This window comes from Enterobacteriaceae endosymbiont of Plateumaris sericea (assembly GCF_012562605.1).
In the GTDB taxonomy this organism is placed as follows: Bacteria; Pseudomonadota; Gammaproteobacteria; order Enterobacterales; family Enterobacteriaceae.
This window is the reverse complement of record NZ_CP046224.1, coordinates 360,880-375,010: the sequence shown is the minus strand read 5'-3', so window position 1 is coordinate 375,010 and position 14,131 is coordinate 360,880. Positions and strand designations below refer to the sequence as shown.

The following is a 14,131-nucleotide window of genomic DNA, read 5'->3' as shown; positions in this document are numbered from 1 at the left end:
AAATAGTTTATAATTTTATTAAAACATAATTTTTAAAATTTTTAATATTTTTGGAGAAAAAATGAAATTTTTTACTAAAAAAATATCAATATTTTTAATTATATTTATTTTAGCTATAGGTTTAAATTTACCTATAAGAGCATCAATATATAAAAATATTAAATGGTGGAATAATAATAAAAAAGAAACAATTATTGAATCAATTGATACAATAAATATTAAAAAAGAAAATTATTTTCGTAATAAAGAAGAACAACAATCTTATGCATTAGGAGTTACAATAGGAAAATATTTAAACCATTCTTTTCAAGAACAACAAAAAATTAATGTTCCACTAAATAAAAAATTTATTATTCAAGGAATAATTGATTGTATTAATAATACTGTTAAATTAACGGATAAAGAATTAAATAGCATTCTTACATCATTTGAGTTAGAAGTAAAAAATGCTACTAATAATAAAATAAAAGAAGAATCAAGAAAAAATGCTATTGCAGGTAAAAAATATATTGCAAGATTTTTAAAACAAAAAAATGTAATAAGAAGTAAAACAGGATTATTATATCAAATACAAAAAATAGGATATGGAAAAAGAAAATTAAGAAATAATAGTAACGTTATTGTAGTTGTTCATTATAAAGGAACATTAGTTGATGGAACTATATTTGATAGTTCATATTCCAGAAAAATTCCATTATCTATTAATTTTCAAGAAATTATTCCTGGTTGGAAAGAAGCATTACAATATATTACAAAAGGTGGAAAAATTAAAATTGTTGTACCTCCTAATTTAGGATATGGAAAAAATTTAATTTCAGGAATTCCTGTAAATTCTACTTTAATATTTGAAATTGAGTTATTAGATATTAAAAATTCTTTTATCAAAAATAAAAGTAAATAACATTTATTTAGTTATTATATTTATTAAATAGTTTTTATATAGATATTTTTTTGGAAATAATATGATTTTTTCATTATTAGTAATGGGTTCACCTTACGGTACACAAAATTCATATTCAGCATATTTTTTTGCAAATGCAGTAATTAAAGAGAATCATTGCATAAAAAATATTTTTTTCTATCGTGATGGTGTATATAATGCTAATAAATATATTAAATTAGATGATTATAAATTAAATTTAGTTAATAGTTGGCAATATTTAAGTAATAAATATAATATAGGTTTGTATTTTTGTATTTCTTCTGCAAGAAAAAGAGGAATGATTATAAATAACAAGCCAATATTAAAAAATCAATTAAATAATGATTTAATAAAAAATAAATTTAAAATAACAAGTCTAAGTATATTAGCTAAATCTATATTAACTTGTGATCGTTTAATACAATTTTAATGAATAAAATAGCTTTTATTTTTTCTCAATCTCCATATGGTAATAGTTCTGGTCAAGAAGGATTAGATACTATAATTTCTATATCCTCATTTACTGAGGATATAGCATTATTTTTTACAGGAGATGGTATTTTTCAGATAATATCTGAACAAAAACCAGAAAAAATATTTTTACCTAATTATAGTATTAGTTTTAATATTTTAAGTATTTGTAATATAAAAGATTATTTTATTTGTTCTGATTCTTTAAATATATTAGGTTTAAAAAATTTTAATAAGAAAAAATATTGGACAGTACCTGTAAAAATTATTAATTCTTTATATTGGAAAAAAAAACTTAATAATTATGATAAAATTTTACATTTCTAAATTATAATTTATATAAATTTAATGTATGTTATATACCTTATTTAATTCACCATCATCTTGTAATTTTTCTTTACTTTTAAAATATTTAAGTAAAAATGATGATTTGATTTTAATTCAAGATGGTGTTTTAGCTGGTTTGAAAAATAGTGTTTCAATGAAAAAAATAATAAAAATTAAAAATAAAATTCCATTCCATGTTTTTGGTATAAAAAATGATATAGAATCAAGAGGATTATTGAATATAATATCTAAAAAAATAATACAAATAGAATATAAAGATTTTGTATCTTTATCAATAAAAAATAAACAACAAATATTTTGGTAATTATAATTTTTGATATAAATATAATTTATTTTAAAATTATTTAGACTATAATAATTTTATTTAGGAAGTAAAATAATGGCAACAGTAAACCAATTAGTTCGAAAACAACGAACACGTAAAATTACTAAAAGTAATGTTCCTGCTTTAAATTCATGTCCTCAAAAAAGAGGAGTTTGTATTAAAGTATACACAACAACACCTAAAAAACCAAATTCAGCATTAAGAAAAGTTTGTAGAGTTCGTTTAACTAATGGATTTGAAGTAACTTCTTATATACCAGGAGAAGGACATAATTTACAAGAACATTCTGTAATATTAATTAGAGGAGGTAGAGTAAAAGATTTACCAGGTGTTAGATATCATACAATTAGAGGAGCATTGGATTGTTCTGGTGTAAAAGAAAGAAAAAAAGGACGATCTAAATATGGTGTAAAAAAACCTAAATAATATTAATATGGAGTATTATATTATGTCTCGTAGACGTATAATTAGTCAACGTAAAATATTACCAGATCCTAAATTTGATTCAAATTTACTTGCTAAATTTATTAATATACTAATGATTAATGGAAAAAAATCTATAGCAGAATCTATTGTTTATTCAGCTTTAAAATCAATAACTAAAAATTCTGGTAAAAATGAATTAGATATTTTTTTAAATGCATTAGAAAATGTCAAACCTATGGTAGAAGTAAAATCTCGTAGAGTAGGAGGATCAACTTATCAGGTTCCAGTAGAAGTTAGACCTTCTAGAAGAAATACATTAGCAATGCGTTGGTTAGTAGATGCTGCAAGAAAAAGAAATGATAAATCAATGTCATTAAGATTAGCTCATGAAATCTCTGATGCTATCGAAAACAAAGGTAATGCAATTAAAAAAAAAGAAGAAGTACATCGTATGGCTGAAGCTAATAAAGCTTTCGCTCATTATCGTTGGTAATAAATTTCAATATATTACTTAATACATAGATAGGTATTAAATTATTAAACTAATAAATTCATCAATAAAATATGTTGTAGCTAATAAATATATCAATATTATGTAATATTCATTATTGCTTAATGAATTTAATAATATATTTAAATTTTTCAGTATTTATATATAATAGAGGAATCAAATGAGTCGTATAACTCCTATAACACGTTACCGTAATATTGGTATTAGTGCACATATTGATGCAGGTAAAACTACTACTACTGAAAGGATTCTTTTTTATACTGGAGTTAATCATAAAATAGGTGAAGTACATGATGGTGCTGCAACTATGGATTGGATGGAACAAGAACAAGAAAGAGGGATTACTATTACATCAGCAGCTACTACAGCTTTTTGGTCAGGAATGGCTAACCAATATAAATCACATAGAATTAATATTATTGATACACCTGGACATGTTGATTTTACAATTGAAGTAGAAAGATCTATGAGAATTTTAGATGGAGTAGTAATGATTTATTGTGCAGTTGGAGGTGTTCAGCCACAATCAGAAACAGTATGGAGACAAGCAAATAAATATAAAGTTCCAAGAATAGCATTTATAAATAAAATGGATCGTATGGGAGCTAATTTTTTGAAAGTTGTTAACCAGATTCAAAAAAATTTATTTACAGAAACTGTTCCAATTCAATTACCTATTGGATCTGAAGATAAATTTATTGGTGTTATAGATTTAATTAAAATGAAGGCAATAAGTTGGAATGATAAAGATCAAGGTACAACTTTTAATTATAATAATATACCCAGAAATATGATAAAAGAATCAAATTTTTGGCGTCAAAAATTAATTGAATCAGCTGTAGAATCAGATGAAAAATTAATGGATAAATATTTAGATGGAATAGATCTTTCTGAAAAGGAAATAAAATTATCTTTAAGAAAAAGAGTATTAAATAATGAAATTACTTTAATAACTTGTGGCTCTGCTTTTAAAAATAAAGGAGTACAAGCTATGTTAGATGCAGTAATTGAATTTTTACCAGCACCAACTGATATACCCCCTATAGAAGGAATTATAGATAATAAACAAAAAATATTATCTATTCGTAAATCCAATGATAATGAACCTTTTTCTGCATTAGCTTTTAAAATAGCAAACGATCCATTTGTTGGTAACTTAACTTTTTTTAGAGTATATTCTGGTACAATAAGTAGTGGTGATTTAATTTTTAATCCTATTAAAATGCAAAAAGAACGAATTGGAAGAATCGTACAAATGCATGCTAATAAACGTGAAGAAATTAAAAAAGTTCATGCTGGAGATATTGCTGCTGCGATTGGTTTAAAAGATGTTACTACAGGAGATACATTATGTTCTCCTGAAAAAAGTATTATTCTTGAAAAAATGGAATTTCCAGATCCTGTAATTTCTATTGCAATAGAACCTAAAACTAAAGTTGATCAAGAAAAAATGGGATTAGCATTAAATAGATTAACAAAAGAAGATCCATCATTACGTACTTGGACTGATGAAGAAAGCAACCAAACTATAATTGCTGGTATGGGTGAACTTCATTTAGAAATTATAGTTGATAGGATGAAAAGAGAATTTAATGTATCTGCTAATGTTGGTAAACCTCAAGTATCTTATCGTGAAACTATAAAAAAAGATGCATTAAATATAGAAGGTAAACATATAAAACAAACTGGTGGAAGAGGACAATATGGTCATGTTGTTATAGATATATCTCCAATTAAACTTAATAAAAAAAATAACATAGGATACTTATTTACTAACGATATAAAAGGTGGTGTAATACCTAGTGAATATATTTCGTCTATAGATAAAAGTATTCAAGAACAGTTAAAATCAGGACCAATGGCTGGTTATCCAGTTGTAAATATTGCAGTTAGATTACATTATGGATCATATCATGATGTAGATTCTTCAGAATTAGCATTTAAATTAGCCGCTTCAATTGCATTTAAAAATGCATTTAAACAAGCTAATCCAGTATTATTAGAACCTATTATGAAGGTAGAAGTAGAAACTCCTGAAGAATATATGGGAGATGTAATAGGAGATTTAAATCGTAGAAGAGGAATTATAGAAGGAATAGATAATATTCCAACTGGTAAATTAATACGTGCTTGTGTACCATTATCTGAAATGTTTGGTTATGCTACTGATTTACGTTCTTATACTCAAGGAAGATCATCATATTCTATGGAATTTTTAAAATATACTGAAGCACCTAATAATATTTCACAAATTATTATTGATTCTAGATGTAAATAATAGTTCAATAATTAAATAATTTTTTTTTATTTTATAAAAGAAAATAATATAGAAGGAATTATTCTATGTCTAAAGAGAAATTTGAACGTTCTAAACCACATATTAATGTAGGTACCATAGGACATGTTGATCATGGTAAAACAACTTTGACAGCAGCTATTACAACTGTGTTATCTAAAAAATATGGTGGTTCAGCTAAAGCTTTTGATCAAATAGATAATGCTCCAGAAGAAAAAGAAAGAGGTATTACTATTAATACTTCTCATGTAGAATATGATACAAAATATCGTCATTATGCACATGTAGATTGTCCTGGACATGCTGATTATGTAAAAAACATGATTACTGGAGCAGCACAAATGGATGGTGCTATATTAGTAGTTGCAGCTACAGATGGTCCAATGCCTCAAACAAGAGAACATATTTTATTAGCGAGACAAGTTGGAGTTCCTTATATTGTTGTTTTTCTTAATAAATGTGACTTAGTTGATGATGAGGAATTATTAGAATTAGTAGAAATGGAAATACGTGATTTATTAACTCAATATGATTTTCCAGGAGAAAAAACTCCAATAATTCGTGGTTCTGCTCTTAAAGCATTAGAAGGTGATATAATTTGGGAGAAAAAAATTATTGAATTATCAAATTGTTTAGATAATTATATACCTGAACCTAAAAGAGCTATTGAACAGCCGTTTTTATTACCAATTGAAGATGTTTTTTCTATTTCTGGAAGAGGAACAGTTGTAACAGGAAGAGTTGAAAGAGGAATAATTAAAGTAGGAGAAGAAGTAGAAATTGTTGGTATTAGAAATACTGTAAAATCTACTTGTACAGGAGTTGAAATGTTTCGTAAATTATTAGATGAAGGTCGCGCTGGAGAAAATGTAGGAATTTTACTTCGAGGTATTAAAAGAGAAGAGATTGAAAGAGGACAGGTTTTAGCTAAACCAGGATCCATAAAACCTCATACTCAATTTGAATCAGAAGTATATGTTTTATCTAAAGATGAAGGTGGAAGGCATACTGCATTTTTTAAAGGTTATCGTCCACAATTTTATTTTAGAACTACTGATGTTACTGGAACTATTGAATTACCAGAAGAAATTGAAATGGTAATGCCTGGTGATAATATTAAAATGACCGTAACTTTAATAAATCCTATTGCTATGACTGATGGTTTAAGATTTGCTATTCGTGAGGGTGGAAGAACTGTTGGTGCTGGAGTTGTTACTAAAATATTAAAATAATAATAAAATAAAAGAAGATGATAGGGTATTAAAATATTAATCCCTTTGATTCTTTTTTTAATAATTTAAAATAACATAAATAATCTAATTATAAAGAATATTTTTATTAAATATTATTTAAATAACATGTTATTGAACTAAGTTTATTTCTTATTGGTTTATATATGATTAATAATTTAGGATTTAAAAGGAGTAAATACATTTTAGAAATTATAAAATGGACTATTAGTATATTTTTATTTATTTCAATTATAATATATGATTATTTATATCAAAATATAGAATTTCCTATCAGAATAATAGTTATTTGCCCTATATTAATTTTAATAGTTTTTATTATATTGTCTACTAACACAGGAAAAAAAATATTTTTATTTATTCGTGAAGCACGTATAGAAACACGTAAAGTAATTTGGCCAACTTATAAAGAAACTTTACAAGTAACTTTAATTATTATAATAATTACTTTAATTATATCAATAATTATTTGGGGACTTGATAGCATTTTAATTTATTTAATATCTTTTTTAACTAATATGAGATTATAAATGACTAAATCTATACAAAAAAGATGGTATGTAATTCAAGCTCGATCTGGATTTGAAAATCGTGTAGCACAATCTCTTAAAGAACATATTAATATTAATAATATGGATGAACTTTTTGGAGATATTTTAATACCTACAGAAGAAGTTGTAGAAATTCGTAGTGGACAACGTTATAAAAGTGAACGTAAATTTTTTCCTGGATATATTTTAATTAATATGATTATGAAAGATATTAGTTGGCATTTAGTTCGTAGCGTTCCTAGAGTATTAGGTTTTGTAGGAGGTACTTCTGATAATCCATCACCTATTAGTAATAAAGAAATAGATATAATAAAAAGTCGCCTTCAACAAATTGGAGATAAACCAAGACCAAAAATATTATTTGAAGCTGGAGAAATGATTCGTGTAAACGATGGTCCTTTTTCTGATTTTAATGGTGTTGTTGAAGAAGTTGATTATGAAAAAAGTCGTTTAAAAGTATCAGTATCAATTTTTGGTAGAGCAACACCTGTTGATTTAGATTTTAGTCAAGTAGAAAAAGGATAATTAATTTATATAAAATTTTTTATTTTTTAATTAAATTATTAATTACAAGGAATAATAATGGCAAAAAAAATTAAAACTTATGTTAAATTACAAGTTTCAGCAGGAATTGCTAATCCTAGTCCTCCTATTGGACCAGCATTAGGTCAACATGGAATTAATATAATGGATTTTTGTAAAAAATTTAATATTCAAACTAGTAATTTAGAAAAAGGCATGCCTATTCCTGTTATAATTACTATTTATTTAGATCGTTCTTTTTCATTTATTACAAAAACACCTCCTGCATCATTTTTAATAAAAAAAGCAATAGGAATTAAATCTGGTTCTAGTAAACCAAAAATAGAAAAAATAGGTAAAATAACTCATGATCAAATTCGTCAGATAGCAAAATTGAAATCTGTTGATATGACAGGAGTAAATATTGAAGCAATGATGCTTTCTATAGAAGGAACAGCTCTTTCTATGGGTTTAGTAATAGAGGATTAAAGTATAATAATGGTTAAACAAACAAAACGTATGACTAATATGTATAGTAAAATTAATCAAAATAAAAAATTTTCTATTGATGAAGCTATTAATGAGTTAAAAAAATTTAGTACAGTTAATTTTATTGAAAGTATTGATATTGCAATACAATTAGGTATTGATTCAAAAAAATCAGAACAAAATATTAGAAAAAATATTATTTTACCACATGGAACAGGCAAACGTATAAAAATTGCTGTATTTGCTCACGGAGATAAAGCAATAGAAGCTAAAGAAGCAGGTGCAGATTTAGTTGGTATGGAAGATTTAGCAATAAAAATTAAAAATGGTGAAAAAAAAATTAATGTAGTAATAACTCTTCCAGAAGCAATGAATTTAGTTAGAAAATTAGCTCCAATTTTAGGTCCACGAGGGATAATGCCTAATCCTAAACTAGGAACCATTACTGAAAATATAAAAGAAACTATAAATAAAATTAAAAAAGGACAAATTACTTTACGTAATGATAAAAATGGTATTATTCATACTAATATAGGTAAAATTAATTTTGATAATTATAAAATAAAAGAAAATATAGAGTATATAATAAATATTTTAAAAAAACATAAACCATCACAAATAAAAGGAAATTTTATTAAAAAAATATATATTTCATCGACAATGGGAATTTCTATTAATATAACAACGTCTTTAATAAATATTTAATTTTTTTACTTTACGAATAGTTTTTTTTATATTAAAATAATTGTTTTTAATTAAAAATATCATATACATATTTAAATACAATTATTTTATATTTAAAATATCAATTCTAATTATTTAATTCTTTTATATTAAAACTCAGGAGTGCAATAATATAATGCCATTAAATATTAAAGAAAAAAAAATGATTGTTGCAAAATTAAGTAAAATAAATCAAAAAGCTTTGTCTGTTGTTATTGCTAATGCTTGTGGTGTAAGTGTTAACAATATTACTCAATTAAGAAAAAACAGTCGTGAAAATAATGTTTTTATAGGAGTAGTTAGAAATAAATTATTAAAATTAATTATAAAAAATAGTAATTTTGAATGTTTACAAAATCAATTAAATGGACCAATATTAATTGGATATTCACTTAAACATCCTGGTGCAGCAGCACGTTTATTTAAAAACTTTTCTAAAACTAATACTAATTTTAAAATTAAAATTGCATCTTTTAATGGTAAATTAATTGATGCTAAAGATATCGATAAACTAGCTAAATTACCTACTTATAAAGAAGCTTTATCTCTTATGTTAGCTATAATTAAAGAGTCTGCTATAGGAAAATTTATTAAAATATTAGTAGTTATTAAAAATACAAAAAAAATTAATTTATAAAAAATAATTTTTATTAAAAATAATACATTATTTTTAACTTTTAGGAATTTTTTATGTCTATAACTAAAAAACAAATAATAGAAGCTGTTAGTACTATGTCTATTATGGATATAATGGATTTAATAAGTGATATGGAAAAAAAATTTGGAGTATCATCAGCTACTATTATGACAAATACAGCTAATGATAAAATTGTAGAAGAAGTAGAAGAGCAAACTGAATTTAATGTGTATTTAAAAAATATAGGTAAAAATAAAATAGCAGTTATAAAAGCAGTAAGAAATGCTATAAGCTTAGGATTAAAAGAAGCTAAAGATTTAGTAGAATCAGCTCCTGTTATACTTAAAGAAGCTATTAATAAAGAAGAAGCTTTAGCTTTAGAAAAAATATTAAAAATATCTGGAGCTGAAATAGAAATAAAATAATTTTTTAACATATAAATAATATTAATTATAAAATTACTAAATTTTTTTAAAACATTTTATAATATATATTAGATATTATTCAAATAAAATTTAAATTTAAAATAATATGTACACTATTCATTAATATACAGATAGTGAATAAATTTACTCAATTTATCAGATAACTGAGGAACCATATGGTTTATTCTCAAACTGAAAAAAAACGTATTCGTAAAGATTTTGGTAAACAATCTCAAGTTTTAAGTATTCCATATTTACTTTCTATACAACTTGATTCATTTAAAAAATTTATAAAACAAGATCTTACGGGGAAATATGGATTAGAGGCTGCTTTTAAATCTATTTTTCCAATAAAAAGTTATAGTGGTAATTGTGAATTACATTATATAAATTATCGTTTGGGTAAAGCTATTTTTAATGTTAAAGAATGTAAAATAAGAGGTATGACTTATTCTGCACCTTTACGTGTAATATTACAATTAATTATTCATAATAAAGAATTATCAGAAATAAATAAAAAAATTATAAAAGAACAAGAAGTATATATGGGAGAAATTCCATTAATGACAAAAAATGGTACTTTTATAATTAATGGTATTGAAAGAGTAGTAGTATCTCAATTACACCGTAGTCCTGGAGTATTTTTTGATAGTGATAAAGGAAAAACACATACTTCAGGGAAAATATTATATAATGCTCGTATTATTCCATATAGAGGATCATGGTTAGATGTTGAATTTGATCCAAAAGATAATATTTTTTTTCGTATTGATAGAAGAAGAAAGTTACCAGTTACAATAATGTTAAAAGCTTTAGGTTATGATACTGAAAAAATTTTAGATATTTTTTTTGAAAAAAACATCTATATTATCAAAAATGAAAAATTATCAATAAAATTAATACCAGATAGATTAAGAGGAGAAACAGCATTATTTGATATAATAGTTAATGGTATAATTTATATAGAAAAAGGAAAACGTATTACTTTAAGACATATAAATAATTTAAAAAAAAATAAAATTAAATATATAAACATACCAAAAGATTATCTTATAGGAAAAGTAGTATCTAAAGATTATATAAATAGTAAAACAGGAGAAATTATAATTTCTGCTAATTCTTATTTAGAATTAGATAGTATTGATAAAATATTAGAAACTCATGAATATGACGTAATTGATACAATATTTACTAATGATTTAGATAATGGTCCATATATATCTGAGACATTAAGAATAGATGTTACTGCTGATAAATTAGAAGCTTTAGTAGAAATATATAGAATGATGAGACCTGGTGAACCTCCTACTAAAGAATCAGCAGAATTATTATTTAAAAAATTATTTTTTAATATAGAACGTTATGATTTATCTTCTGTAGGAAGAATGAAATTTAATCGTTCTTTATTACGTAATAATATAATTGGTTCTGGAATTTTAAATAAACAAGATATTATTGATGTAATTAAAAAATTAATAGATATACGTAATGGTAGAGGAGAAATAGATGATATTGATCATTTAGGTAATAGAAGAATTAGATCTGTTGGAGAAATGGTAGAAAATCAATTTCGTATAGGATTAATTCGTGTTGAACGTTCTGTTAAAGAACGATTATCATTAAGTGATAATAATAATGTAATGCCTCAAGATATGATTAATGCTAAACCTATTTCTGCTGCTATAAAAGAATTTTTTTGTTCAAGCCAATTATCTCAATTTATGGATCAAAATAATCCATTATCAGAAATTACACATAAAAGACGTATTTCAGCTTTAGGACCGGGAGGTTTAACTAGAGAAAGGGCAGGTTTTGAAGTTAGAGATGTTCATCCTACTCATTATGGTAGAGTATGTCCTATTGAAACACCAGAAGGTCCTAATATAGGTTTAATTAATTCATTATCAGTTTATGCGAGAACTAATAAATATGGTTTTTTAGAAACACCTTATCGTTGTGTTAATAATGCTTATGTTACTAATATTATTCACTATTTATCTTCTATAGAAGAAGGAAATTTTATTATTGCTCAAGCTAATACTAAAATTAATCCATCAAATGGATTAATTTTAAATGATTTAGTTACATGTAGAAATAAAGGTGAATCTAGTTTATTTAAAAAAGAACAAATTAATTATATGGATGTTTCAAATCAACAAATAGTTTCTGTAGGAGCTTCTTTAATTCCATTTTTAGAACATGATGATGCAAATAGAGCATTAATGGGTGCTAATATGCAAAGACAAGCTGTACCTACTTTAAAATCAGAAAAACCTTTAGTTGGTACTGGAATGGAAAGAATAGTAGCTGTAGATTCAGGGGTAACTATTATTGCAAAAAATTCAGGAATTGTACAATATGTAGATGCATCTCGTATTATTATCAAAATTAATGATAATGATGAAACAAATATACAAACAAAAGGTATTGATATTTATCATTTAACTAAATATACAAGATCTAATCAAAATACTTGTATTAATCAAATTCCATGTATTAAGTTAAATGATTTAGTAGAAAAAGGAGATGTATTAGCAGATGGGCCTTCTACAGATTTGGGTGAATTAGCACTTGGCCAGAATATGAGAGTAGCTTTTATGCCATGGAATGGTTATAATTTTGAAGATTCTATATTACTTTCAGAAAAAATTGTACAAGAAGATAGATTTACAACTATTCATATACAAGAATTATCATGTATATCTCGTGATACTAAATTAGGATCTGAAGAAATTACTTCAGATATTCCTAATGTTAGTGAATCTTCTTTATCTAAATTAGATGAATCAGGTATTGTATATATTGGTGCTGAAGTAACAAGTGGTGATATTTTAGTTGGAAAAGTTACTCCTAAAGGAGAAACACAATTATCACCAGAAGAAAAATTATTACGTGCTATCTTTGGAGAAAAAGCTTCTGATGTAAAAGATACATCATTACGAGTTCCTAATGGAGTTTCAGGTACTGTTATTGATGTAAAAATTTTTACAAGAGATGGAGTAAAAAAAGATAAAAGAACTTTAGAAATTGAGGAAATGGAATTAAAACAAATTAAAAAAGATTTGTTTGATGAACAAAAAATATTTGAAGTAAATATTTTTACACGTATACGTTTATTTCTAATACAAAATGGTATTCATAAAGAAGATATATTAAAATATTCTTTAAATCATTGGGTTAAATTATTTTCTTCTCAAAATAAAGAAAAAGGAAATAAATTAAATAATCTCATAAAACAATATGATGAATTAAAAATAAAATTTAATAAAATACTTAATATACAAAAAAAGAAAATAACTCAAGGTGATGATTTAGCTCCTGGTATATTAAAAATAGTTAAAGTTAATTTAGCTGTTAAAAGACAAGTACAACCAGGAGATAAAATGGCAGGAAGACATGGTAATAAAGGAGTAATATCTAAAATTTGTCCTGTAGAAGATATGCCGTATGATGATAATGGTTATCCTGTTGATATTGTATTAAATCCTTTAGGTGTTCCATCTAGAATGAATATAGGACAAATTTTAGAAACACATTTAGGTATGGCTGCAAAAGGTATTGGTAATAAAATTAACTTATTATTACAACAACAAAAAAATATTGAAGAAATACGTTGTTTTATTCAAAAAGCTTATAATATAGGTAATAATATTAGACAAAATATAGATTTTAATAATTTTTCAGATAAAGAAATATTATCTTTAGCAAATAATTTAAAACAAGGGATGCCAATTGCAACTCCAGTTTTTGATGGAGCTAAAGAAAGTGAAATAAAAAAATTATTAAAACTTTCTGGTTTACCAATTTCAGGACAAATTACATTATATGATGGTCTTATAGGTGAAAAATTTGAAAGACCTGTAACTGTAGGCTATATGTATATGTTAAAATTAAATCATTTAGTAGATGATAAGATGCATGCAAGATCTACAGGATCATATAGTTTAGTTACACAACAACCATTAGGAGGTAAAGCTCAATTTGGAGGGCAAAGATTTGGAGAAATGGAAGTATGGGCTTTAGAAGCATATGGAGCAGCATATACTTTACAAGAAATGTTAACAATTAAATCTGATGATGTAAATGGTAGAACAAAAATGTATAAAAATATTGTTGATGGAAATCACCAAATGGAACCAGGAATGCCAGAATCATTTAATGTTTTGCTTAAAGAAATACGTTCATTAGGAATAAATATTGAATTAGAAAATAAAGAATAAAATTTATAATTAATT

General features: G+C 24.5%; 15 protein-coding genes. All 15 read left to right on the top strand.

What is annotated here, in order from left to right:
• Positions 1 to 61 precede the first annotated feature (61 nt).
• The 15 genes from fkpA to rpoB all read left to right on the top strand — a co-directional run bounded on the left by fkpA (position 62) and on the right by rpoB (position 14,116).
• The gene (gene fkpA / locus GJT84_RS01800; RefSeq protein WP_168867227.1) at positions 62 to 901 is read left to right on the top strand and encodes an FKBP-type peptidyl-prolyl cis-trans isomerase; all 840 of its coding nucleotides are present in this window, start codon (positions 62 to 64) and stop codon (positions 899 to 901) included.
• A 61-nt stretch (positions 902 to 962) separates the two neighbouring features.
• Entirely contained in the window at positions 963 to 1,352 is a 390-nt protein-coding gene (gene tusD, locus GJT84_RS01795; protein WP_168867226.1) for a sulfurtransferase complex subunit TusD, read from the top strand.
• The gene (gene tusC / locus GJT84_RS01790) at positions 1,352 to 1,720 is read left to right on the top strand and encodes a sulfurtransferase complex subunit TusC (protein WP_168867225.1); all 369 of its coding nucleotides are present in this window, start codon (positions 1,352 to 1,354) and stop codon (positions 1,718 to 1,720) included. The genes tusD and tusC overlap by 1 nt, the downstream gene beginning before the upstream one ends.
• A gap of 25 nt (positions 1,721 to 1,745) precedes the next feature.
• The gene (gene tusB, locus GJT84_RS01785; protein ID WP_168867224.1) at positions 1,746 to 2,045 is read left to right on the top strand and encodes a sulfurtransferase complex subunit TusB; all 300 of its coding nucleotides are present in this window, start codon (positions 1,746 to 1,748) and stop codon (positions 2,043 to 2,045) included.
• A 75-nt stretch (positions 2,046 to 2,120) separates the two neighbouring features.
• Positions 2,121 to 2,492, top strand: a complete 372-nt coding sequence (rpsL, locus tag GJT84_RS01780) for a 30S ribosomal protein S12 (RefSeq protein WP_168867223.1) — start codon at positions 2,121 to 2,123, stop codon at positions 2,490 to 2,492.
• Between the two features lie 22 nt (positions 2,493 to 2,514).
• Complete coding sequence (gene rpsG, locus GJT84_RS01775) at positions 2,515 to 2,985, top strand: 30S ribosomal protein S7 (protein WP_168867222.1); 471 nt, start codon at positions 2,515 to 2,517, stop codon at positions 2,983 to 2,985.
• Between the two features lie 178 nt (positions 2,986 to 3,163).
• Entirely contained in the window at positions 3,164 to 5,281 is a 2,118-nt protein-coding gene (gene fusA, locus GJT84_RS01770; protein ID WP_168867221.1) for an elongation factor G, read from the top strand.
• A 65-nt stretch (positions 5,282 to 5,346) separates the two neighbouring features.
• The gene (gene tuf, locus GJT84_RS01765; RefSeq protein ID WP_168867220.1) at positions 5,347 to 6,531 is read left to right on the top strand and encodes an elongation factor Tu; all 1,185 of its coding nucleotides are present in this window, start codon (positions 5,347 to 5,349) and stop codon (positions 6,529 to 6,531) included.
• A 164-nt stretch (positions 6,532 to 6,695) separates the two neighbouring features.
• Positions 6,696 to 7,079 carry a preprotein translocase subunit SecE gene (secE, locus tag GJT84_RS01760; RefSeq protein WP_168867219.1) on the top strand — a complete coding sequence of 128 codons (384 nt, stop codon included), beginning with the start codon at positions 6,696 to 6,698 and terminating at the stop codon, positions 7,077 to 7,079.
• A complete protein-coding gene (nusG, locus tag GJT84_RS01755; protein ID WP_168867218.1) occupies positions 7,080 to 7,625 on the top strand; it encodes a transcription termination/antitermination protein NusG in 546 nt (181 codons plus the stop codon).
• Positions 7,626 to 7,682: 57 nt separating this feature from the next.
• Positions 7,683 to 8,111: a 50S ribosomal protein L11 gene (gene rplK / locus GJT84_RS01750; RefSeq protein WP_168867217.1), complete on the top strand. Its 429-nt coding sequence runs from the start codon at positions 7,683 to 7,685 to the stop codon at positions 8,109 to 8,111.
• Positions 8,112 to 8,120: 9 nt separating this feature from the next.
• Complete coding sequence (gene rplA / locus GJT84_RS01745; RefSeq protein WP_168867216.1) at positions 8,121 to 8,816, top strand: 50S ribosomal protein L1; 696 nt, start codon at positions 8,121 to 8,123, stop codon at positions 8,814 to 8,816.
• Positions 8,817 to 8,970: 154 nt separating this feature from the next.
• Positions 8,971 to 9,471, top strand: a complete 501-nt coding sequence (gene rplJ / locus GJT84_RS01740; RefSeq protein WP_168867215.1) for a 50S ribosomal protein L10 — start codon at positions 8,971 to 8,973, stop codon at positions 9,469 to 9,471.
• 53 nt (positions 9,472 to 9,524) lie between these two features.
• Entirely contained in the window at positions 9,525 to 9,896 is a 372-nt protein-coding gene (gene rplL / locus GJT84_RS01735) for a 50S ribosomal protein L7/L12 (RefSeq protein WP_168867214.1), read from the top strand.
• 176 nt (positions 9,897 to 10,072) lie between these two features.
• Complete coding sequence (rpoB, locus tag GJT84_RS01730; protein WP_168867213.1) at positions 10,073 to 14,116, top strand: DNA-directed RNA polymerase subunit beta; 4,044 nt, start codon at positions 10,073 to 10,075, stop codon at positions 14,114 to 14,116.
• Positions 14,117 to 14,131 lie beyond the last annotated feature (15 nt).

Excerpts from the sequence above, each read along its gene's own strand:
- fkpA (WP_168867227.1), top strand. The coding sequence starts at position 62 with ATGAAATTTTTTACTAAAAAAATATCAATATTTTTAATTATATTTATT.
- tusD (WP_168867226.1), top strand. The coding sequence starts at position 963 with ATGATTTTTTCATTATTAGTAATGGGTTCACCTTACGGTACACAAAAT.
- tusC (WP_168867225.1), top strand. The coding sequence starts at position 1,352 with ATGAATAAAATAGCTTTTATTTTTTCTCAATCTCCATATGGTAATAGT.
- tusB (WP_168867224.1), top strand. The coding sequence starts at position 1,746 with ATGTTATATACCTTATTTAATTCACCATCATCTTGTAATTTTTCTTTA.
- rpsL (WP_168867223.1), top strand. The coding sequence starts at position 2,121 with ATGGCAACAGTAAACCAATTAGTTCGAAAACAACGAACACGTAAAATT.
- rpsG (WP_168867222.1), top strand. The coding sequence starts at position 2,515 with ATGTCTCGTAGACGTATAATTAGTCAACGTAAAATATTACCAGATCCT.
- fusA (WP_168867221.1), top strand. The coding sequence starts at position 3,164 with ATGAGTCGTATAACTCCTATAACACGTTACCGTAATATTGGTATTAGT.
- tuf (WP_168867220.1), top strand. The coding sequence starts at position 5,347 with ATGTCTAAAGAGAAATTTGAACGTTCTAAACCACATATTAATGTAGGT.
- secE (WP_168867219.1), top strand. The coding sequence starts at position 6,696 with ATGATTAATAATTTAGGATTTAAAAGGAGTAAATACATTTTAGAAATT.
- nusG (WP_168867218.1), top strand. The coding sequence starts at position 7,080 with ATGACTAAATCTATACAAAAAAGATGGTATGTAATTCAAGCTCGATCT.
- rplK (WP_168867217.1), top strand. The coding sequence starts at position 7,683 with ATGGCAAAAAAAATTAAAACTTATGTTAAATTACAAGTTTCAGCAGGA.
- rplA (WP_168867216.1), top strand. The coding sequence starts at position 8,121 with ATGGTTAAACAAACAAAACGTATGACTAATATGTATAGTAAAATTAAT.
- rplJ (WP_168867215.1), top strand. The coding sequence starts at position 8,971 with ATGCCATTAAATATTAAAGAAAAAAAAATGATTGTTGCAAAATTAAGT.
- rplL (WP_168867214.1), top strand. The coding sequence starts at position 9,525 with ATGTCTATAACTAAAAAACAAATAATAGAAGCTGTTAGTACTATGTCT.
- rpoB (WP_168867213.1), top strand. The coding sequence starts at position 10,073 with ATGGTTTATTCTCAAACTGAAAAAAAACGTATTCGTAAAGATTTTGGT.